19 protein-coding genes and 2 pseudogenes are annotated in these 20,024 nt (G+C 56.2%); 4 read left to right on the top strand and 17 right to left on the bottom strand.

Annotation, left to right across the window (positions count from 1 at the left end):
- Positions 1 to 6: 6 nt before the first annotated feature.
- Positions 7 to 1,164, bottom strand: coding sequence for an efflux RND transporter periplasmic adaptor subunit (locus J2Y39_RS07055; RefSeq protein ID WP_041480213.1), 1,158 nt, complete (start codon positions 1,162 to 1,164; stop codon positions 7 to 9).
- Between the two features lie 253 nt (positions 1,165 to 1,417).
- On the opposite strand from J2Y39_RS07055, the gene J2Y39_RS07050 reads away from it, so the two are divergent.
- Positions 1,418 to 2,119, top strand: coding sequence for a response regulator transcription factor (locus tag J2Y39_RS07050; RefSeq protein ID WP_016774890.1), 702 nt, complete (start codon positions 1,418 to 1,420; stop codon positions 2,117 to 2,119).
- 4 nt (positions 2,120 to 2,123) lie between these two features.
- Positions 2,124 to 3,425, top strand: a complete 1,302-nt coding sequence (locus J2Y39_RS07045) for an ATP-binding protein (RefSeq protein ID WP_252878281.1) — start codon at positions 2,124 to 2,126, stop codon at positions 3,423 to 3,425.
- Positions 3,426 to 3,440: 15 nt separating this feature from the next.
- Here the strand turns inward: J2Y39_RS07045 and J2Y39_RS07040 are convergent, their stop codons facing one another.
- Entirely contained in the window at positions 3,441 to 3,620 is a 180-nt protein-coding gene (locus J2Y39_RS07040) for a hypothetical protein (protein WP_252876388.1), read from the bottom strand.
- A gap of 286 nt (positions 3,621 to 3,906) precedes the next feature.
- Between J2Y39_RS07040 and ilvA the strand changes: the two are divergent.
- Positions 3,907 to 4,896: pseudogene (gene ilvA / locus J2Y39_RS07035) on the top strand (threonine ammonia-lyase, biosynthetic); the annotation flags it as partial.
- Between the two features lie 36 nt (positions 4,897 to 4,932).
- On the opposite strand, the gene eco reads toward ilvA, so the two are convergent.
- Complete coding sequence (gene eco / locus J2Y39_RS07030) at positions 4,933 to 5,418, bottom strand: serine protease inhibitor ecotin (RefSeq protein ID WP_150635153.1); 486 nt, start codon at positions 5,416 to 5,418, stop codon at positions 4,933 to 4,935.
- Positions 5,419 to 5,787: 369 nt separating this feature from the next.
- On the opposite strand from eco, the gene J2Y39_RS07025 reads away from it, so the two are divergent.
- On the top strand, positions 5,788 to 6,057 hold the full coding sequence (locus tag J2Y39_RS07025; RefSeq protein WP_041480220.1) for a DUF1652 domain-containing protein: 270 nt from the start codon (positions 5,788 to 5,790) through the stop codon (positions 6,055 to 6,057).
- On the opposite strand, the gene J2Y39_RS07020 is transcribed toward J2Y39_RS07025, so the two are convergent.
- The 14 genes and pseudogenes from J2Y39_RS07020 to J2Y39_RS06960 all read right to left on the bottom strand — a co-directional run bounded on the left by J2Y39_RS07020 (position 6,054) and on the right by J2Y39_RS06960 (position 20,018).
- Positions 6,054 to 6,452 (bottom strand): hypothetical protein, encoded by a 399-nt coding sequence (locus J2Y39_RS07020; RefSeq protein ID WP_310216245.1) that lies wholly within the window; start codon positions 6,450 to 6,452, stop codon positions 6,054 to 6,056. The two genes, J2Y39_RS07025 and J2Y39_RS07020, sit on opposite strands and share 4 nt — an antisense overlap.
- Positions 6,453 to 6,542: 90 nt before the next feature.
- Positions 6,543 to 6,812 carry a DUF2790 domain-containing protein gene (locus J2Y39_RS07015; RefSeq protein WP_310216242.1) on the bottom strand — a complete coding sequence of 90 codons (270 nt, stop codon included), beginning with the start codon at positions 6,810 to 6,812 and terminating at the stop codon, positions 6,543 to 6,545.
- A 271-nt stretch (positions 6,813 to 7,083) separates the two neighbouring features.
- Positions 7,084 to 8,055: a tetratricopeptide repeat protein gene (locus J2Y39_RS07010; protein ID WP_236169067.1), complete on the bottom strand. Its 972-nt coding sequence runs from the start codon at positions 8,053 to 8,055 to the stop codon at positions 7,084 to 7,086.
- An 89-nt stretch (positions 8,056 to 8,144) separates the two neighbouring features.
- A complete protein-coding gene (locus J2Y39_RS07005; RefSeq protein WP_236169066.1) occupies positions 8,145 to 9,152 on the bottom strand; it encodes a tetratricopeptide repeat protein in 1,008 nt (335 codons plus the stop codon).
- A complete protein-coding gene (locus J2Y39_RS07000) occupies positions 9,149 to 9,325 on the bottom strand; it encodes a hypothetical protein (RefSeq protein ID WP_252867685.1) in 177 nt (58 codons plus the stop codon). The genes J2Y39_RS07005 and J2Y39_RS07000 overlap by 4 nt, the downstream gene beginning before the upstream one ends.
- A 68-nt stretch (positions 9,326 to 9,393) precedes the next feature.
- Positions 9,394 to 9,538: pseudogene (locus J2Y39_RS26440) on the bottom strand (type VI secretion system tip protein VgrG); the annotation flags it as partial.
- Positions 9,539 to 9,651: 113 nt separating this feature from the next.
- The gene (locus J2Y39_RS06995) at positions 9,652 to 11,445 is read right to left on the bottom strand and encodes a DUF2235 domain-containing protein (protein ID WP_236169064.1); all 1,794 of its coding nucleotides are present in this window, start codon (positions 11,443 to 11,445) and stop codon (positions 9,652 to 9,654) included.
- Positions 11,446 to 11,463: 18 nt separating this feature from the next.
- Positions 11,464 to 11,931, bottom strand: coding sequence for a DUF3304 domain-containing protein (locus tag J2Y39_RS06990; RefSeq protein ID WP_236169063.1), 468 nt, complete (start codon positions 11,929 to 11,931; stop codon positions 11,464 to 11,466).
- A gap of 88 nt (positions 11,932 to 12,019) precedes the next feature.
- Positions 12,020 to 12,859: a DUF4123 domain-containing protein gene (locus tag J2Y39_RS06985; RefSeq protein WP_236169062.1), complete on the bottom strand. Its 840-nt coding sequence runs from the start codon at positions 12,857 to 12,859 to the stop codon at positions 12,020 to 12,022.
- A complete protein-coding gene (locus tag J2Y39_RS06980; RefSeq protein ID WP_252886287.1) occupies positions 12,859 to 14,952 on the bottom strand; it encodes a type VI secretion system tip protein VgrG in 2,094 nt (697 codons plus the stop codon). The genes J2Y39_RS06985 and J2Y39_RS06980 overlap by 1 nt, the downstream gene beginning before the upstream one ends.
- Positions 14,953 to 15,227: 275 nt before the next feature.
- Positions 15,228 to 15,815 carry a lipoprotein gene (locus J2Y39_RS06975; protein ID WP_041480414.1) on the bottom strand — a complete coding sequence of 196 codons (588 nt, stop codon included), beginning with the start codon at positions 15,813 to 15,815 and terminating at the stop codon, positions 15,228 to 15,230.
- 77 nt (positions 15,816 to 15,892) lie between these two features.
- On the bottom strand, positions 15,893 to 16,831 hold the full coding sequence (locus J2Y39_RS06970) for a carbohydrate kinase (RefSeq protein WP_310216230.1): 939 nt from the start codon (positions 16,829 to 16,831) through the stop codon (positions 15,893 to 15,895).
- Positions 16,832 to 16,844: 13 nt separating this feature from the next.
- Positions 16,845 to 18,341, bottom strand: coding sequence for a xylulokinase (xylB, locus tag J2Y39_RS06965; RefSeq protein WP_310216227.1), 1,497 nt, complete (start codon positions 18,339 to 18,341; stop codon positions 16,845 to 16,847).
- 204 nt (positions 18,342 to 18,545) lie between these two features.
- Positions 18,546 to 20,018 (bottom strand): mannitol dehydrogenase family protein, encoded by a 1,473-nt coding sequence (locus J2Y39_RS06960; protein ID WP_310216224.1) that lies wholly within the window; start codon positions 20,016 to 20,018, stop codon positions 18,546 to 18,548.
- Positions 20,019 to 20,024: the final 6 nt, after the last annotated feature.

The following is a 20,024-nucleotide window of genomic DNA, read 5'->3' as shown; positions in this document are numbered from 1 at the left end:
TCCTGCTTACTGACCAGTGGTCTGGGCAAGTGGAAGTGGGGTTTCGTCGATCTGCACCTTTTCCCCGGGACGGGCGTGTTGCAGGCCTTCGATGACAACACGGTCGCCGGGCTTCAGGCCGCCGGTGACAATCCAGCGATTGTTCTGCACCGCACCCAGTTGCACCGGTTGCTGCGCCACGCGCATCTGTTCATCGACAGTCAGCACCTGGGCAATGCCGGCACTGTCACGCTGCACCGCGCGTTGCGGCACGGTGATGCCGTTCTGGATGGTTGCCTGCTCAAGGCGTACGCGGATGAAGCTGCCCGGCAGCAAGTCGAGATCCGGATTGGGAAACTCGCTGCGCACAATGATCTGCCCGGTGCCGGGATCGACCGTGATGTCGCTGAACAGCAGCTTGCCGGGCAACGGATACACGCTACCGTCATCCTGAATCAGCGTGGCCTTCGCTTGATCCTGACCGACTTCCTGCAACTGCCCGGAGCGCAATGCCCGGCGCAGTTCATTGAGCTCGCGGGTCGACTGGGTGAGGTCGGCATGGATCGGGTTGAGTTGCTGAATCAACGCCAGCGGCGTGGTTTCGTTCTGCCCGACCAGCGCACCTTCGGTGACCAGCGCGCGGCCAATGCGGCCGGAAATCGGCGCGGTCACGGTGGCATAACCGAGGTTCAGTTTCGCCCGTTCAAGCGCCGCTTTGCTGGCCGCGACATCAGCTGCCGTCTGCCGGGCAGCGGCGCGGGCGTTGTCGTAGTCCTGACCGCTGATGGCCTGGTCCTCGATCAACTGCGCATAGCGTTGTTCTTGCAATCTGGCCTGAAAGGCGTTGGCCTCGGCTTTGCGCAGCGCGGCTTCGGCACTGTCCAGATCCGCCTTGAAAGGTGCCGGGTCGATGCGGAACAGCACATCGCCTTTTTTCACGTCACTACCTTCGCGGTAGGTGCGTTGCAACACTACGCCGGCCACTCGCGCACGCACTTCGGCAATCCGTGGCGCGGCGATGCGGCCGCTCAGTTCGCTGCTGATCGACAATGGCTGGGTTTTGATGGTCTCGATGCGCACGGTGGCTGGTGGTGCTTGCTCTTCGGCGTTCGAGGATGAGTCACAGGCGCTCAGCGTCAGCGCCAATGCGATCAGGCCGAGCCCGGCCAGCAGTTTTCCAGACATGTACAACCCCCAATATTGAAGGCCGCATCCTACGGCCAGACGGGGAGGTTAGCGGTGAAGCTTTGTAGCTGCTGTGTGAAATTGTGTAAGGGTTTTGCTCGGTGGTGCGCGAGGGCGTATATCCTGCAGGCCTTGAAATTTATTGCGACAGTTCGATCGCTTTCGCGAGCAGGCTCGCTCCCACAGGAGATCGCATTTCAATGTGCGAGCGAATGAGTCCCGACTGTCGCCACAGCATTCTCTGGAACACCCCATGCCCAACATCCTCCTGGTCGAAGACGACACCGCCCTCGCCGAATTGATTTCCAGCTACCTGGAGCGCAACGGTTATTCCGTCAGCGTCATCGGCCGTGGCGACCATGTGCGCGAGCGGGCGCGGATCAGTCCGCCGGACCTGGTGATCCTCGACCTCATGCTGCCGGGCCTCGACGGCTTGCAGGTGTGCCGCTTGCTCCGTGCCGATTCGGCGACACTGCCGATCCTCATGCTCACGGCCCGCGATGACAGCCATGATCAGGTGCTGGGCCTGGAAATGGGCGCTGACGACTACGTCACCAAACCCTGCGAGCCACGGGTGCTGCTGGCTCGGGTGCGCACGTTGTTGCGGCGCAGCAGCCTCGGCGAACCGCTGGCGGTCAACGATCGGATCGTCATGGGCAATCTGTGCATCGATCTGTCCGAGCGCACCGTGACCTGGCGTGATCAAGCGGTTGAACTGTCCAGCGGCGAATACAATTTGCTGGTGGTGCTGGCCCGGCACGCTGGCGAAGTGCTGAGTCGCGATCAGATTCTTCAGCGGCTGCGCGGCATCGAGTTCAATGGCACTGACCGCTCGGTGGACGTGGCGATTTCCAAGCTGCGGCGCAAATTCGATGATCACGCCGGCGAGGCGCGCAAGATCAAGACCGTGTGGGGCAAGGGCTATCTGTTCAGCCGCTCCGAATGGGAATGTTGAGCTGATGTTTCGCATTCTGTTTCGCCTGTATCTGGTGACGATCGTCTCCTATAGTGCGGCGATCTATCTGGTGCCGGATCTAGTGGTCATGGCCTTTCGGGATCGCTTCGTCACCTACAATCTGGAATTCTCCCGAGGTCTGCAATCGCTGATCACCAAGCAGTTTCATGCTGCGCCGCAAGAGCAATGGCCGGCGATTGCGGCGGCGATGGACAAGGAATTCCAGCCGCTGCACATCGTCCTGACGCCAATCGACGACCCGGTGTTCACGCCCATCGAGCAGGAACGGTTGCACCGTGGTGAGAACGTGGTGCGCATCGGCGATTGGGGCTGGCGAACGCTGGCGGTGACTCCGCTGAATGCGGACATGGCCGTGCGCATGGTCGTACCGCCGGATCCGGTCGACGTCGATCTGTTGTACTGGAGCATTAATGTGCTCATCGGCGCCATGTTGCTCGGCTGCCTGCTGCTCTGGTTGCGCCCGCACTGGCGCGATCTTGAACGTTTGAAGGGCACTGCCGAACGCTTCGGCAAGGGGCATTTGAGCGAGCGAACCAGAATCGCCCCTAGTTCGAACATCGGCAGCCTCGCCAACGTGTTCGACACCATGGCCGGCGATATCGAAAACCTTCTCAACCAGCAACGTGATCTGCTCAACGCCGTTTCCCATGAGCTACGTACGCCGTTGACGCGTCTGGATTTCGGCCTGGCGCTGGCATTGTCAGAAGACTTGCCGGCTGCCAGCCGCGAGCGCCTGCAGAGTTTGGTCGCCCATATTCGTGAGCTGGATGAATTGGTGCTGGAGTTGCTTTCCTACAGCCGTTTGCAGAATCCGGCGCAGTCGCCTGAGCGCATCGAGGTGTCGCTGGACGAATTCATCGACAGCATTCTCGGCAGCGTCGATGAGGAGTTGGAGTCGCCAGACATCGTGATTGACGTTCTGCTGCACGGTCAACTCGAACGCTTCGCGCTGGATCCGCGCCTGACCGCCCGGGCCATCCAGAACCTTCTGCGCAATGCCATGCGCTATTGCGAAAAGCGCATTCAGATTGGCGTGCAGGTCATTGCCGGCGGGTGTGAGATATGGGTTGACGACGATGGCATCGGCATTCCCGACGATGAGCGCGAGCGGATTTTCGAACCGTTCTATCGGCTCGACCGCAGCCGTGATCGCGCGACGGGTGGGTTCGGCCTCGGTTTGGCGATAAGCCGCCGAGCGCTCGTAGCGCAGGGCGGCACACTTACCGTTGAGAGTTCGCCGCTGGGTGGGGCGCGATTCAGGCTGTGGTTGCCGGCCATGGCCTGAACCGTATGACGAATTTCAGGGCTGCGTTGTGCCGCTGGTCTGCAACACACATTGCTGGGTTTTACTGTCCCACACCTGGCCTTTCGGACATTCGGGCTTTTTCACGGCGTCGCTTTCATCGACGGCGAAAGCAGCAGGGCTGGACAGGGCGGCGACCAGCAGCGGGACGGCGAACAGCATTTGGCGGATATTCATGGTCGATCTCCACTTTCATCGGCTTGGAGCAGAAGTTGTTGTTCTCCTTTGCAGTGACTGCTCAGTTCTGCGGAAGATTCAAAGTTCTGCAGCGGGCCATTGACTTGTCATCCAACGGCAGGCTAATTTCCAGTCCATGACTTTCACCGTATCGCGCTGCCAGCCAAGCATTATTACCGCCATTCCTTATTTGGCGGGCTAGCTCACGACTGCAGCACCCAACCCGCCCTAGAGGCGGGTTTTTACTTTCTGTCTCCGGGGTTCTGAAAAATGTCAGGAGACGACCATGCCGCACAGCCCCGACCAGCAATCCCTGCTCGAGCACTATGTAAAGAAAATCCTGGCCGCGCCGGTGTACGACATTGCGGTGCGTACCCCGTTGCAGCCTGCGCCGGCATTGTCGCAAGCATTGGGCAATCGGGTCCTGCTCAAGCGCGAAGATCTGCAACCGACGTTCTCTTTCAAGATCCGTGGTGCTTACAACAAACTCGTGCAACTGAGCGATGATCAGCGAGCGCGGGGAGTGATCACTGCATCGGCGGGTAATCACGCGCAGGGTGTAGCGCTGGCGGCACGGGAATTGGGCATTGCCGCGACGATCGTCATGCCGTCTACCACCCCTGAGCTCAAGGTGCTCGGCGTGCGCAGTCGCGGTGCCGACGCATTGCTGCACGGTGATAGTTTCCCCTTTGCTTTGGCCCATGCGTTGCACTTGGCCGAGCAGACCGGATGCACGTTTGTTTCACCGTTCGATGATCCTGACGTGATCGCCGGACAAGGCACCGTGGCAATGGAAATCCTGCGCCAGCATCAAGGCGCGCTGGACGCCATCTTCATCCCGGTCGGGGGCGGAGGTTTGATCGCCGGTATCGCGGCCTACGTCAAATACCTGCGCCCGGAAGTGCGGATCATCGGCGTCGAATCCGAACATTCGGCGTGCCTGCAAGCGGCTTTAAATGCGGACGAGCGGGTGGTTCTACCTAGCGTCGGCACCTTCGCCGACGGCGTAGCGGTTGCGCAGATTGGCGCGTATGGCTTTGAGGTTTGCCGCTTCTGCGTAGATGAAGTGATCACGGTCAGCAATGACGAACTCTGCGCCGCGATCAAGAATATCTACGACGATACCCGTTCGATCACTGAACCGTCGGGGGCGCTGGCCGTTGCGGGGATCAAGCAGTACGTGGCGCGCAGTGGGGTTCGCGATCAGACATTCGTCGCCATCGACTCCGGGGCCAACATCAACTTCGACAGCCTGCGCCATGTCGCCGAACGCGCCGCTGCTTGCGGCGTGCCGGCGTAACAAGCGCTCGGGTTATTCCTGCAGGGCGGTGCCGACTTTGTCCGACGCCGACCAGATGCGATAGCGCACTTCGACGTCCGAAGGGGCGTACACCACGACTGGCAGCTTGCTGTTGTAGCGCAACATGAAGCCATCGCCGACGACCGGAACGAAAGCGCGCTTTTTCTGGCTGCCAGGCGGGCAGGCCATCATCGTGCTCATCGGGCCGATGACTTTTTCCAGGCGATAGAACGGATAGCCCCAGCCTTGCAGATTCTTTTCATCGAGCACACCGCCCAGACGCTGGCGATTGCAATCCACTTCCAGAGTTTTGCCGGCGAGAATTTCTACCTGGAAATTCTCTTCCTGCTCTTGCTTGGGCAGATGGATGACTTGTCGGGTAAACCCGGCTTCGGCTTTGGGATACGGCGCGATGTCTTCGAGCTTGGCGGCGTGGGCGAGGGTGGAAAGGTTGGCGATCAACAGGCCGGTGATCGCGCAAACGCTTAAAGAATTCATGGAGGCCTCCGTGCGGGTTGAATTGCAATGGGAGACATTCTTGCCGTCATAGTCTGCGAAAGCAAATTTGCCCGGAGATTGCAGATTGCAGTGGACGGGTGGTCGATTCATGCAATTTGCAAATAGCAGGATACTGGCCACATTTCCAAGTGCTTGATTTTGAAGGGAGCAAAACGAACCGATCAAAGGCACGTTTTATGCGTTCTTTTGGTGAGGCGCACAGGATTTGGGCGCCTACACTCCAATGGGCATTTCGCAGTACCACCACTTGCCGCACCAGGGAAACAGCGGGGGCACACCCGTGAAGGCGCAGCAGAGGGTCAGCGTGAATACTTGATTGGCAATCGCACAGAAAGGAGAGGGTTCGCCATGTTTTTATCTGCCTTGGAATTACGCAACATCATTGAAAGCAGCTTCCTGCCGAAACGCTGCCAGTGCACGTTGACACCAGACTTGTCGATGTCCGTCAAAGTATTTGGCGACCATCGAACCGACCAGGCCGATCTCTATGTCAGTGGAATCGACGCCAGCCGCCTGAACAGCTGCCGTGAAATCAACAACCTGGTCGCTGGCCTGCGTTCCGACCTCGCGCAACAGACCACAACACATCAAACCAGCGCTCGTTCTCGAGCCGTTTAACCCACCGTCTCACCCAGTTCGACCGTCACGCGCCGGGCCTGCACAAAACCAAGGCCCAGCGCGAACTCGACCAGCACCGCGAGCAAAATCCCGGGGCCGGCATGGCCATTGAGCCATTCGCCAAAACCCAACGCCGCCAAACCGAAACAGCCGACGATAAAACCATTGCTCAGTGCACTGCGTGCCACTGACGGCGGAGCATTGCGCAGCAAACAAAACATCACCGCCAACGCCGCAAACAGCACCGCGCTGCGCCTTGCGACTACGCCAGTGCCTTCCGAATAGCCAATACTCCAGATCGCCAGCAACGCCTCCGGAAAAAATCCCCAGACCAGCGCCAGCAGAAAACACAGGATTGAAGTGAAGCTCGACAACGTGCGGAACGACAACTGCATGGCCAATCCTTGCGGCAGTATGGAAGGCCCCGAGCATAACCGCCGGAGCCACCCCACGCCTATGGCGAACCGGAAAATCAGAAGCGTCTGTCAGTTCTGTTGACTGCATGCGTCAGATAATTTCCTGTAACTGATTTGTGCGGGCTTGCCGGTGTTGTCTATGTATTTCATGTCGGCGGTGATGACTTTGCATTCCAGGGTCGGCGGCTCGGTTAGCGAAAGCACCTTCGCCACGTGTAGTGGCATGCCGTATTGGTAGGGTGTTTGATTCGATGTGGCGGAGGTGTCGTTGGCTTGGGCCTGTGCGGCGTATGAGGTGCAGGCGAGGGTGGCGGTGAGCAGGAAGGGACGAATGTTCATGAGAGGACTCCAGCGTAACGGATAGGCGCCCGGCACGAATCCGGGCGAGCCTGCCGCACTGGGCGTCAGCGGGGGAGAGCTGAGGGTGTGCGGTGATATGGAGTCTCTGACTGTGGCGTTAAGGCCGAGTTAACCGATGTGAACATGAGCTGAGTTATTTACGGTTGCTTTTCCCTTGTCTCGGGCATTTTGTCGTTTGCGATATGAATCATTAGGGTACGGGCTTTGACGTGCTTGAAAAAAATTAATGATAAGGCTGTACTGCTAAATTTCAGTACCCTAACTTATCTGGAAAAAACGAGAGCGGTGGGTGAGTGGCCTTCCACGTTTTTGCGAGTTCTTTTGCTTTTTCTAATTGCTCTTTTGACAGCTTTTTTTCTACTTCCGGCAATACGTCGTTAACGTTGTTTATTACGTTTCCACCACCATCAAGCTCCAGTAGATTCGACAATAGTGCGTATGACTTTACCGGGTCTGATTCGAACCCGTATTTTGGTTCAGCTTCGCCAATATATGACGCGTAACCAAAAACTGCAGATGCATAGCCTGAGGCTGCAGCTTTTTCATTCCATTTTCTAAATGATGACAAATCGGCTTTTTCAATCCTGGTAGCGGCAAATCCCATCATGGCTGGTGGATAACCATTCTCTGCAGCGGCTTTCATCCATTTTTCGATTTCATCTGATCTGCTAGAGGGTAGTAGGAACATGCCTCCCCCCTCTTGATACTTGGTCGCTAAACGAAATTGAGCTAATGCAAAACCTTTTTCTGCGGACATTTCAAGCCATTCATCGTTTCCTGTTATCTCCCATAGTAGGTACATCGACTCAGCGTCACCATGAGATGCCTGATCTGTAGCAAGGTTTTTGGCTTTGTTCATCCAATCTTTAGGGGATTGCTCAGAGGAAGAACAATTGTTCATAGTTACGCACAAATCTTGATCCGCGCCACCGAGCCGAATCATAGAGTAAATATTGCCTTTTTTTGCTGATTCCTCGTAAGCCTTTCGCGCTTCTTGAGTCATGTATCTGTTGTTTTTTCTTATAGATTCTCCCAAATAGTAAAGTGCTTCATCATCACCGCCTTCGGCTGCTATTTGTAATGTTTCAATTGCGGAGATGGCTTTGTGTTGATTGTATAGTTCAATGCCCTTGATTTTTGCCTGAGATTGTTCGTTCGTAAGCGCGTTTGACTGGGCTGATACTAGGCTTAAAAATGTTAACGCAGTGGCCAGCAGTTTCATTGAAGTCTTTGCCTATTCAGTCGTTCATCAAGGGCAGTGGCGATAATTTATCTAGATGGAATTTGGGTGCGGACAACCTAAAAATATACTCAATTACTCAGCTTGTCGGGGAAGAAAGACAGCGGTGGGTGATTGGTTTTCCATTCTTCAGCGACGATTTTTGATTCTTCAATTTGTTCTGGTGTCATCTTTTCAGAAATTTTTTCGATCTTACGGTCGACATAATCTTGCACGCCACCGGCGTCACCGAGTTCTTTTAACAAAGAGAAAATAGCGTAGCCTTTGACTAAATCCAAAGAGTAACCTACTTTATCTGGCGTATGTGAAATGTACGCACCATAGTTACTCATTGCAGCTTGTTCGCCTGTTGCGGCAGCCTTCTCGAGCCAATGTCGAATGCTCGCCATGTCTCCTTGCTTATAAAGCGTCTCTAGATATTGCATCATAGCTTTAGGGTTGCCACCTTCCGCAGAGAGTAGCAGCCATTTTTTGACCGACGCTTCACGTCCTCCAGGAGTAAAGAAGTAACCCTCTCCCTGCCTTTCGCTGATCGCCATCCAATATTGCGCGAGCGGATAGCCTGCATTAGCAGATTTTTCTAACCAATGGTGATCCAGCGTGATTTCGTACATCAAGTATAAAGATTCAGGATCGCCATCATTTGCCTTAGGTAACGTTATTTTTTTTGCCTCTACGAACCATTCTGCTTGAGTTTTTTTTGACGACGGGCAATTTCCCATCGTTGCGCAAAGATCTTTTTTTGCTCGACCCAACTGAATCATTGCGTATATGTTTTTTTTCTCTGCTGCCGATTCATACCAAAATTGGGCTTCGGGAGTCATGTATCCATTTTTCTTTCGAAGAGCTTCGGCAAGATAATACTGTGATTCTATTACGCCGTCTTTTGCCTCTCGCTCTAGCTGTGGAATGGCCGCATCTATTTTCATCTGGTTGTAAAGAATGATTCCGCTTGGTCCACTTTGCTGAGGGACTGCGGATGCATTGGTAAAATTGGCGCTATACGGCGACACTGAAATCAAACCTAAGCTGAACATTAGAATAATCTGATTTAATTTGATTTTTATAAGTCTGTTCATTGGTAGCCTTTTAAATCGGGTGTCGCCCCACTCAGCGAGTAGGTTGGTGATGGGACATAATTTTGTTGACAATAATCAGCCAGATTTGCGCCAAGTAATTTTGCGTGCGATTTATAGTTTTTACGTACTTCAAAAATTGTATCGTCAAAGAGGCTTTGAACGCTTTCCGGCATGAAACTATCCAGTGACATGCGATTTTTGCAATACTCTTGTTCTCCCGCTTACTCCTTTATACCAAACGGAAATGGCCCCTGGTGAGGGTCGGTTCATCACCTTTGCCTTCGGCGAGCTTGTAGTCGCTGCGATGGCGTTCCAGCGCGCGTCGAGAGCAACTTGCCGCGCTCGCGAGTCGTGAAACGGCCGGGGTAATCGTAGTCTTCCAGGTCCGTGGCGAATTCGGATTTGACCGTCCCTAGCTAGATTTTTGCTCAATGCCATTATTTTATCCATCCGATTTTCAGGCATAACGGATCTTGAGTCGTCGGACAAACTTGTTGGGCTAGGATTTATACTTCATTTGGTCCATATAGTCAGGTGCCAAACCTTTTGTTTTATTTAGACTAGGGATGTCGAACTCTCGGATGCGGAAATATTTTGGTATTGGTGCGCCCGTGCCTATAGGAATTTGTTGAATCATGAATTGATCATTTATGTAATACTCAAGTAAGTCTTCAACATCGGGGCTGAGTCCCTTCGGTGATGTGACGAACCATTCATCCAAAAGAGCTTTAACAGAAGCACTGGGGAAGCTGACTTTTAACCTTTGCGCTTCTCGATCAATATCTTCAAGCCAACTCAGTTCGGCGCGAAGGGCTGCCTTGTTTTTTTGCGTTTGTTTAATGGCTCGCTCGCGTTTGGCTACCTCTACTTCGCTCTCGCTGCTAATTCCTAGTGCGCGTGCAATTGGACCATCCTTGTTCAACATAGGGCGTTGGAGGCGCTCTTCCTCATCATCATAAGCTTTATGCTGTCCCCGATATAGTTCCCATAAGTTGCGCAAGCGTTGGATATATAAGCGTCGATGAGCAAGGAATCCTTCAGTAGACAGTTTCTTATTTCCTGCTTTATTCATGTAGTTAGCGCTTGCACCGATGGCGCTGATACCATTTATATGGTCATTCAAAGTGAAAAGCTTGGCGACGCTAGTGTCGGTGCGTTTTATTTCGTCAAGAGTTGGGAACGGTACACCCGCACGGATTGCAGCTTCATACATCTCGTGGAGGCATGCTAAGTGCAGTTCAGTACTATGTGGCACATCTTGTTTACCCAAGCCACCCCCTACGTCATAAGATGTTCCAGGAACCAAGCGCTCCTCCCACCTAGGGGTTAGTGGTCCCGTACCGATCAATCTGGATCGGCGAGCATCTTGGCACTCATGTGCTGCAACGAGGTGTAAAGCTGACTTAACTGGGCCTGGAAGGCACTCTCCGTCGTCGACGACGTTTACGAACGGGATCAAATACTCCATAACAATGGAGTTTTCGCCACTACGGTCGACAGAGTCGAAAAGGCCAACGAAACTTACTTCGAGCTTCGCACCTTTAAAAATGGTCGTCGCTGGATCACATTCCTCGAATAATTTATGAGCGAAAGCGCGAGCTAGTGTGGCCCCATAGTCAAAGCCATAAACAGAAACCGAGATTTTTTTTACAAGCGCTCCGGATTCGCCTTTGATTTTAGTGAGCACGTCTTCCAAAACACTGAATGCGGCTTCTAGCCTCGTATCAACTCCCGTTTTGAAAAAGGTTGCCGTAATTTCGTTGTCGCGCGTGACTGAAAACACATCCAGGGTTGCTGGGGCTGCGGCTTTAGCCAAACTGGACAAAAGACTCCCGGGTTTTAGATTACTGTATGCGCTCTCCCACCATTTTTTTCCCGTAACGACGTCTTTTATCGCGTCAAGCGGGCTATTTTTTATCGTGTCTTCGGGAGTTTTGATAGCGCTGTCTTTGGCCCTGTTTAATGCTCCGTCTAGCCCAGTATTGCTAAGCTGCGCACTACCGCCCAAGGATTCATCAAAAGTTTTCCCTAAGCCGGAAATGTAAAATCTTCGATAGTGTGCCTCCGGCTGAGCTTCTAAGTTTTTAGTATCACCTGGATAAGCTAAAAACAAACGGGCGACATTTGTAAGGCGATTTTCTTTAAGATCTTCGACTAGGTTGCGTCCAAAGCCGTCAAAAAAGAACCCAATGTATAGCGTAGCTTCGCAAGGCAGAACAGATTTTCTCTCGGTTGCATTAAGACAAGTTTTTGCAGAAATTGATTGAGCACGATCAAGGTTTGTCGCGTTCATCATAAACCTCCTTGTTTTTCAATTGGCTGCTGATGGATTGGTATCAAAAGGACTGTCGAGGTTCGGGCTCCACATTATTTGAACAGAGTTATTTTCCAGAAAACGTACATGGAGATATCGATCAGTTCGACGCTGCTCCGGAAGAGTCAAAGTCGTTTCGTGAGTTTCTTGTTTCAAGCCCCTCTTTTCTTGCTCTTCTGTCGTGCTTAGTATCCAAGTTATCTTTACAGTAGGTCCCTTTATCGCTTGGCAGCATGTGATCCCGCCGCTACCCATCGCACTTAAGTTGCCGCCCCAAAAATCGTTCACCCAAAAACTGAAAATTGGTCTTTTCATATAGTTTTCAGAAGTCAACATCGCACCCGGCGTACGAAACTGGTTATAAAGATACGATCCAATGAAAGGCAGCAGTAAAACGAATACCCCGATGACAAGGTTGCGGCGACGCCAGGTTTTTTGCCGTTGAGTATTCATGCTTATGAACATTTACCTAAATTCCTTATCCAGCAATGTATCTTGAATATCCAGAAAGCTATAAGACAGAAAGTTCTGATCAGTATGTTCATCATGAAACTCACGCCGACAACTCTCGCATCACCACACCAAGCGGCAACTTCTCTCCAATTGCCCGTTCTTTCGCCTTCTCCCACATCGGCCAGTTCGACGGAAATTCGCGGTCCATCAATTGCAGGCTGGCAAATAGGGTGACGTCTTCCGGTTCGGTCAAGCCTTCATCGCGGCCAGCGTCCAGCGCTTCTTTCACTTGTTTCAAACGGGCACCGTGACAACTGCTGGTGAAGACCTCAGGCGCTTCTTTTTCCAGTTCAGTGGTGAGGCTGTAGGGTAGAGGATCGATCTCCATGTCCGTCCACAGCTTTCCGTCAAGAAAGATAGGCTCGTATCTTCCGGGCTTTTCAAGGTTGAGTCCCTTCAGACAGTGCCATTGATCTTCTTCTGCTGGCACCCACCACTCCTGCACTGGGCCAAACAGCCACGCATGCCAAGGCAGATCATCGCGTGCGTGCAGCATCGGCACGACTTCTGGCGCGTAGCTACGGATCATCAGGACTTCGCCAGCTTCATTTTTTGCCAGCAACGCATCACTCAGGTGAGCGGCGAGCTTGTCGGCTGGGCAGTCGGTACGAATCCAACTGGCCATCGCGGTGCAGCCGGTGAAGTGTTCGTGAGCGAGAAAGGCCTCGAATTCCATGTGGCTAACGTCGACCAGCCACGGGCCGTAGTTGCGCAGTTCGGCGAATTCCGGTTGCACCATCAACGGCCGTCGTGACGGGTCAACTCTGACGAACTGCAATCGAGCGGGTTCCGGCAACAGGCCGATCTCAACGATCGCGAATATCGACTGAGCGTTCTTTTGCGCTTCGCTCCAGGCTTTCGCTGCGTCACTCTTTGTCATCAATTGGCCCCCGATTGCAGGGCGAGTTTTTCACGCATGGCTTTTTTCAGGCATTCGACGCAGATGCCGGTAGGTGCTTTGAGTTTCGGCGTCACGGCGAGGGATTCCGCCTGCATCATCTGGTTAGCGCGCGTTTGCATCAGGCGTCCGGCGTTATCAATGGCTGCGAGTCCCGGAATGAATGGGGCGAGGATCTGAATGCCGGTGCCGGCTCCCGGACCACCACCCGAATTCACCTTCACCTCAGCGCCGCTAATCGTGACACCACCCGCATCAACCTTCACAAAACTCCCACCAGCCTTGGCGGTGAGTTCCATGCCACCCTCAACCACCACCTTGTCACCAGCGTGATAGTGAATCTCCGTCCCAGCCTCAACAAACTGCCCAGTCCCAACCTTCACATGCTGCGTCACACCCACTGTCAGGTGATCATCCGCGCGCATTTCGCTGATTCGGTCCAGATGGGTGATCCGGTGTTCTTCAACCTTGAACTCGCTCAACACGTTAGCTTCAACGGTGTCATGCCGTTCGTTGCCGACGCGGATTTTCTGGTCGTGTTCGATGTTTTCGTCCCAGTCGCGCTGGGCGTGGATGTAGATCTGTTCGGCGCCTTTTTTGTCTTCGATGCGGAATTCGTTGTAGCCCTTGCCGCCCGGGGAGCTGAGGGTTTTGAAGGTGCTGCGGGTCTTGTTGGCGGGCAGGTCGTAGGGGACGACGTTTTCCTTGTGATACAGGCAGCCAGTGACGAGGGGCTGGTCGGGGTCGCCTTCGAGGAAAGTGACGAGGACTTCCATGCCGATGCGCGGCACGGCAATGCCGCCGTAAGCTGCGCCGGCCCAGCCGCTGGCGACGCGCATCCAGCAGGTGGTTTTATCGTCGGACTGGCCGTCGCGGTCCCAGTGGAATTGCACTTTGATGCGGCCGTATTGGTCGCAGTGGATTTCTTCGCCGGGCGGGCCGGTGACGACGGCGGTCTGGCTGCCGAGGACTTTCGGTTTCGGGTGTTCGAGGGCAGGGCGGTAGTGCGCGTCCCACGGGGTGGCGAGGAAGCTGTTGCGGTAGCCCTGGTGGAAATCGCTCTTGTTATCGGTGATGTCGCTGGTGACGTTTTCGCCGAGCACTTGCGGCTGTTTGCCTTCGTGGAAGACTTCCAGCAGCAGCCACAGGTCGTTCCACTCGGCGCGCGGGTGTTCGGCGAGCGTGAGGAAATGGCCGCTGGTCAGCGTCGGTTCATCACCTTTGCCTTCGGCGAGTTTGTAGTCGCTGCGATGGCGTTCGAGGGCGCGGGTCGAGAGGAACTTGCCGCGCTCGCGGGTGGTGAAACGGCCGGGGTAATCGTAGTCTTCCAGGTCCGGGGCAAATTCGGATTTGACCGCGCCTTCGGGCAGCAGCTTGGGTTTTTCGAAATCGTAGTCGCGACGGCTGACGCGGGTGGTGCGGGTTTCCAGGCGCAGGTTGAAGCGCTTGATCACCGGTTTCTCGGCGGCCATGCCGGAGTCCTGCTGGTAGCTGACCGGCTTCAGTTTGCGGAATACGGTCTGGTCGTCGCCGAACACCAGTTTGTGGCCGCTGCTGCTGTGCTGGAAGTGGAAGTGAATGCCTTCTTCTTCGCACAGGCGCTGGATGAAATGCAGGTCGGACTCGTCGTATTGCACGCAATACTCACGCTCCGGGTACTCGGCGCCGAGCTGGAAGCTGTAGGCGTCAGAGAGAATGCCGCGATCTTCCAACACCTGGGCGATGATTTTCGGCACCGTCAGTTGCTGGAAGATCTGCTGATCATGGTTGTGCTGCAGATAGGCCAGTTGCGGCATCAGGCTGATGCTGTAGCGGGTCAGGGTCTTGCCGGAGTCGCCCTGCTCGATGCGATAGACCTGGCCGTGAATCTTGCCTTCTCCGGTGGCGCCGAACGTCAGGCACGCGCGCTTGTGCAGTAGCTCTTCGAGCTTCAGGTCGGGGCGGGCGCTGACCAGTTCGAGGTCGAAACGGAACGGTTCGTTGAGGGCTTCGCGACCGCTGAAGCTGAGGACTTGCAGGTCGGCGTTGGCGTCTTCGATCGAGAGGGTGATGTGGGTTGCATTGGCGTCCAGCATGCCTTGAATTCCGTCCGTTGAATAAGCAGGTGATGGATGTTGCAGGATTAGACGGCCTCATTCAAGGCGCAAATGGCGTAGGTGTGGCGCGTCAGTGCCATAGGGAAAACCCTTAGGAGGGCGGTTTGGGTCAGTGAAATCGGGCCTTTCATAGACTTTGATGGTGTTTGAGAGATTGCCATCGCGGGCAAGCCCGCTCCCACAGGTTTCTCGGGTGTACACAAAATCGGCGTTCACTAAGGTCTTGTGGGAGCGAGCCTGCTCGCGAAGGGCTTCTACAACCAATGCCAGAACCGGCTCCAGAACCCGCGATTGAGGTCTTCCTTGCAGCCGGCATACTGCTGCGCATACAGATCCGAACGGTTCTGCACCTTGCGCGCGGTCGGCGGTAGCCAGGCTTTGCTCGCGTAGGTCTTGTTGCGGAAGCCGCCCCAACCTTCGTGGTAGTTCAGGTACTGGTTATAGGCGTCGTATTTGTACACGCCGTTGATCGAGGTGGTCTTGTCCATGTACCAGCCGACGAAGTCGATGGCGTCGTCGAAGTCTTCGCGATCGGCCCAGTTGCGGCCGGTGCTTTTCTGGTAGTCGGCCCAGACTTCATCCTTGGCCTGCGCATAACCGGAAGCGGTTGAGACGCGGCCCCAAGGAATCACCCAGAGCAGGTATTTGCGCGGCGTCTTGGCGTCGTAGCGGTAGCCGGATTCCTGATACATGATCGCGAACGGCACCTGGATCGGCACGCCCCAGCGTTTCTGCGTGACTTGCGCAGCGTCGTACCAATCGCTTTTCTCGCGGAAGATTGCGCAGATGTCTTCCGGGGAGCGGGGCGGCGAGGTGCCGCAACCGCTCAGCAGGGTGGCCATGGTCAGGAGGGCGAGGATGTGCCTGTGATTCAAAAGCTGTTTTCCGTCGTGCGCAAAAAGGCCGACAGTCTACGCGCTCAGCTCAATTGATGACGATAGGGCAGATCCGGACCGGTTTTGCTGCAGGTCAGTGCGGCGGCTTGTACGGCGAACCTGAGCATGCCGTCGATTTGCTCTCGACTGAGCTGCTGGACGCCTTCGACCGAGTCCAGCGAATGTTCGGTCAGCCAGGTGATCAGCGCGGCCTGGAAGGTGTCGCCGGCGCCTACCGTATCGGCGATCTGAACCTGATTGGCCGGCACCGACCACGAGCCATGGGTGCGACTGAACACCGTTGCGCCGTCGCCACCGCGTGTCAGGAACACGATCTGGCAGCGATGCTCGAGCCAGCTTTCAATAACATGCTGCGGATCCTGCTCGGGATAGAGCAGGCTCAGGTCTTCGTCGCTGACTTTGATCAGATCAGCCAGTCGTACCAGCGTGGCGATGCGTTCGCGCCATAGCTCGATGTTCGGCTCGGGATTGAGGCGCACGTTGGGGTCGAGGCTGATCAGGCGTTTGCCGCTTTCGCGTTGGACCAGTTTCAGCAACGTGTCGCCAATCGGCTGCACCACCAGCGAAAACGAGCCGATGTGCAGGCCGCGCACCTCGTCGCCAAGTGTCGGCAGATGCGCCTCGCTCAGTTGCCGGTCGGCACAGCCTTCGCCACGGAAGCTGTAGTGCGGTGAGCCATTGGCGCCTACCGCGACCATCGCCAGGGTGGTCGGCGCGGCGAAATCCACCAGGTATTCCGGGCGCACGCCTTCGTCCTGCAGCACTTGCTGCAAACGTCGGCCGAGGTAGTCGGTGGACAACCCGCCGAACAGCGCCGAGTCCACGCCCAAACGCCGCAAACCTACGGCAACGTTGAACGGCGAGCCGCCGGCAATCGCCTTGAAATTGACTTTCGAGGCCAGACCGCTGGCGTCGTTTTCGCTGAAAAAATCAAACAGGGCTTCGCCACACACCAGGTACATAGTTGTTTGCTCGTTATAGGGTTGCGACATGCTGTTGATAGCGTTCGTAGGCCTGCTGGAACGCCGCGACATTGGCGGCGATCGGCAGGGTTTCACTGCGCGCGTCGAGTTTGACGCAGCGTTCGCACAGATCGGCCAGGGACACATCATCGCCGTTCGAGCGCGACGCGCACCACGCTGCCTGAATCGCCGCGCCCAGTGCGGCGGCTTCGCTTTGTTCTGTGCAGATCACCGGGGCGTTCATGATGTCGGCGACGACCTGCCGCCACACCGCGCTCTTCGAGCCGCCGCCGATCAGGCAGATGCGCAGGCTTTGTAAACCATTCTGGCGAAGCAAATCCAGCCCGTAACGCAAACCGAAGGTGGTGCCTTCGACGGCCGCGCGGCACAGATTGGCCTGGGTCAGATTGTCCATCGTCAGCCCGTGCAGGCTGCCGGTAGCGTGGGGCAGGGCGGGAACGCGCTCACCGTTGAGGAACGGCAGCATACTCACGCCTTCGGCGCCGATCGGCGACTGCGCGACCAGTTGGTTGAAGGTCGGCAGATCGAGCCTGAACAGTTCGCGAATCGCACCGGTGGCGTTGGTCAAATTCATGGTGCAGATCAGCGGCAGCCAGCCGCCGCTGGAGGAACAGAACGTGGCAACCGAGGCATCGGCGCTGACGTTCGGCTCCTCCGAATAGGCGTAGACCGTGCCGGACGAACCGAGGCTCATGGTGATCGCGCCGGGCTGAATATTGCCGGTACCAATGGCGCCCATCATGTTGTCGCCACCGCCGCTCGAGACCACCGCGTTGGGGTTGATGCCGAGTTGCTCGGCGATTGCCGGGAGGAGGGTGCCGACGGCGGCGTGCGCGTCGATCAGCTCCGGCAGCGCGGCTTGCAAACGGCCGCTGGCGTCGATGTCGCGCAGGATCTGCACATCCCATTGCCGCGTGCGCACGTTGAAATAGCCGGTACCGGAAGCGTCGCCGTATTCGCTGCAGGCGCGGCCGGTGAGCCAGTAATTGAGGTAGTCGTGAGGCAACAGAATCCGCGCGATGCGTGAGAACACATTGGGATGCTGCTCTTTGGTCCAGAGCAGTTTCGACACCGTGTAGCCCGGCGCAATGACCACGCCGAGGCGTTCCAGCGAACCTTGCTCGCCGCCCATTTGCGCGAGCAAGCGCTCGTTTTCCGGCGTGGTTTCGGTGTCGCACCAGAGCTTGGCCGGGCGCAGCACTGCGCCTTGCTCATCGAGCAGGACCAAACCGTGTTGCTGGCCGGAGACGCCAACGCCGAGGATCGCCTGGCCGTCGACGTTCGCCGCTTGCAAGGCCTGGCGGGTGGCGCTGACGAACGCGTCGAGCCATTGCTGAACGTCTTGTTCGCGGCGGCCGTTGGCGCCACTGATCATCGTGTGTGGCGCCGCGCCCAGACCGAGCACCTGGCCGCTGCCGGCATCGAGGATGATCGCTTTGGTGCCTTGGGTGCCGCAGTCGATACCCAGGAAGAGCTTTGTTGTTGTCATGTATGGGCCTGTCAGATTGCGCTGAAGATCAAGAGCTACCCCCTCACCCCAGCCCTCTCCCCCATGGGGGCGAGGGGGAAAGGGAGCAGATTTTCATGCCTTTCACACTCTGTATTCGACTCGGAATTTCAGGTCGATGAATAACGGAAGAACCACGCGGTCGGTTCCCTCTCCCTCCGGGAGAGGGCTAGGGTGAGGGGCTTTTCAGCCGAGCACCCGTTCCAGAGTCCGCGAAACTCCAACCTCGCGCAGACTCTGGCAGCACCACTCGAACGCCGCAACAAACTCCGCCGACTTCGGTATCGCTGTGCCGAAAATCTCTTCAACACCCAGCAACCGCTCCGTGATCAACCCATCGTCCGCCACCAGCCCCTGGCAAAACGCCGCTCGCGGATCCGGAATCGAATACGTATCGCCATTCTCATCCACGCCCTTCAAATACAGCGCCCACGCCGCCACGACCAGCGCTGCACGTTTGGTCTCGCGGCCATCGGCGATCAGGCGATTGATCGTCGGCACGGTGAACTTGGGAAATTTCGACGAGCCATCCGAACACACACGCTCCAGTTGATCGGCAATCGCCTGATTGGAAAACCGCGCGACCAGCGTGTCCTTGTATTCGCTCAAATCAATGCCCGGTACCGGGGCCAACTGCGGCGTGACATCCAGATCCATATAAGCGCGCATGTAACGCACGAACAGCGGATCGTTCATGGTCTCGTGGACGAAGCGATAGCCCTTGAGGAAGCCCAGATAAGTGAGCGCCAGGTGACTGCCGTTGAGCAGTTTGATTTTCATCTCTTCGTACGGTGATACGTCGTCGGTGAACTGCACGCCGACCTTTTCCCACGCCGGGCGGCCGTTGACGAATTTGTCCTCCAGCACCCACTGCACAAACGGTTCGCAGACCACCGGCCAGGCATCGTCGACGCCGTGTTTGTCGGCCAGTTGCAGGCGATGCGCGGTGCTGGTCATCGGTGTGATGCGATCGACCATGGCGTTGGGGAAACTGACGTTCTGGTCGATCCAGTCGCGCAGATCCGGATCACGCAGGGCGGCGAAAGCCAGCAGCGCCTTACGGGCGACGGCGCCGTTGTGGGGCAGGTTATCGCAGGACATCACAGTAAATGCCGGAACGCCCGCCGCACGCCGTTTGGCCAACGCGGCGCAGAGGAAACCGAACACGGTGCCCGGCGCCTCGGGATGGGCCAAGTCGTGTTGAATCTGCGGCAGATGCGCCATGAACTCGCCGTTGCTGTCGTCGATGCAGTAGCCGCCCTCGGTGATGGTCAGCGAGACGATGCGGATCTGTGGTCCGGCGAGTTTGTCGATCAGCGTTTGCGCGCCATCTTCGGCCAGCAGCATGTCGCGGATTGCGCCGATGACGCGCACTTCGGTGTCATCGCTGTCGCCCAGTTCAAACAAAGTGAACAGGTAATCCTGCTCGCGCAGATCATCGCGAGCGCGGCGATCTTCCGGGCGCAGGCCGACGCCGCAGATTGCCCAGTCCAGTGCTTCGCCAGTGTTCATCAAGGCATCGGTGTAATACGCCTGATGCGCACGATGGAAACCACCGACGCCGATGTGGGCGATGCCCTGGCGCGTGTCGCTCAGGTTGTAGCCCGGCAGTTGCACTTCGGCGGCGAGGCGGTTGAGGTTCTGTTGGTTGAGTTTCATCGGATA

Source organism: Pseudomonas sp. 2957, from assembly GCF_031456345.1.
Classification (GTDB): domain Bacteria; phylum Pseudomonadota; class Gammaproteobacteria; order Pseudomonadales; family Pseudomonadaceae; genus Aquipseudomonas; species Aquipseudomonas siliginis.
This window is presented reverse-complemented; position numbering and strand designations above follow the sequence as displayed.

Excerpts from the sequence above, each read along its gene's own strand:
- J2Y39_RS06980 (WP_252886287.1), bottom strand. The coding sequence starts at position 14,952 with ATGCTGGACGCCAATGCAACCCACATCACCCTCTCGATCGAAGACGCC.
- J2Y39_RS07045 (WP_252878281.1), top strand. The coding sequence starts at position 2,124 with ATGTTTCGCATTCTGTTTCGCCTGTATCTGGTGACGATCGTCTCCTAT.
- J2Y39_RS06995 (WP_236169064.1), bottom strand. The coding sequence starts at position 11,445 with ATGAACGCGACAAACCTTGATCGTGCTCAATCAATTTCTGCAAAAACT.
- J2Y39_RS06960 (WP_310216224.1), bottom strand. The coding sequence starts at position 20,018 with ATGAAACTCAACCAACAGAACCTCAACCGCCTCGCCGCCGAAGTGCAA.
- J2Y39_RS07055 (WP_041480213.1), bottom strand. The coding sequence starts at position 1,164 with ATGTCTGGAAAACTGCTGGCCGGGCTCGGCCTGATCGCATTGGCGCTG.
- J2Y39_RS07010 (WP_236169067.1), bottom strand. The coding sequence starts at position 8,055 with ATGAAACTGCTGGCCACTGCGTTAACATTTTTAAGCCTAGTATCAGCC.
- J2Y39_RS07040 (WP_252876388.1), bottom strand. The coding sequence starts at position 3,620 with ATGAATATCCGCCAAATGCTGTTCGCCGTCCCGCTGCTGGTCGCCGCC.
- J2Y39_RS07005 (WP_236169066.1), bottom strand. The coding sequence starts at position 9,152 with ATGAACAGACTTATAAAAATCAAATTAAATCAGATTATTCTAATGTTC.
- J2Y39_RS07025 (WP_041480220.1), top strand. The coding sequence starts at position 5,788 with ATGTTTTTATCTGCCTTGGAATTACGCAACATCATTGAAAGCAGCTTC.
- J2Y39_RS07020 (WP_310216245.1), bottom strand. The coding sequence starts at position 6,452 with ATGCAGTTGTCGTTCCGCACGTTGTCGAGCTTCACTTCAATCCTGTGT.
- J2Y39_RS07050 (WP_016774890.1), top strand. The coding sequence starts at position 1,418 with ATGCCCAACATCCTCCTGGTCGAAGACGACACCGCCCTCGCCGAATTG.
- J2Y39_RS06970 (WP_310216230.1), bottom strand. The coding sequence starts at position 16,831 with ATGTACCTGGTGTGTGGCGAAGCCCTGTTTGATTTTTTCAGCGAAAAC.
- xylB (WP_310216227.1), bottom strand. The coding sequence starts at position 18,341 with ATGACAACAACAAAGCTCTTCCTGGGTATCGACTGCGGCACCCAAGGC.
- J2Y39_RS06975 (WP_041480414.1), bottom strand. The coding sequence starts at position 15,815 with ATGGCCACCCTGCTGAGCGGTTGCGGCACCTCGCCGCCCCGCTCCCCG.
- J2Y39_RS06985 (WP_236169062.1), bottom strand. The coding sequence starts at position 12,859 with ATGACAAAGAGTGACGCAGCGAAAGCCTGGAGCGAAGCGCAAAAGAAC.
- J2Y39_RS07015 (WP_310216242.1), bottom strand. The coding sequence starts at position 6,812 with ATGAACATTCGTCCCTTCCTGCTCACCGCCACCCTCGCCTGCACCTCA.
- eco (WP_150635153.1), bottom strand. The coding sequence starts at position 5,418 with ATGAATTCTTTAAGCGTTTGCGCGATCACCGGCCTGTTGATCGCCAAC.
- J2Y39_RS06990 (WP_236169063.1), bottom strand. The coding sequence starts at position 11,931 with ATGTTCATAAGCATGAATACTCAACGGCAAAAAACCTGGCGTCGCCGC.
- J2Y39_RS07000 (WP_252867685.1), bottom strand. The coding sequence starts at position 9,325 with ATGCCGGAAAGCGTTCAAAGCCTCTTTGACGATACAATTTTTGAAGTA.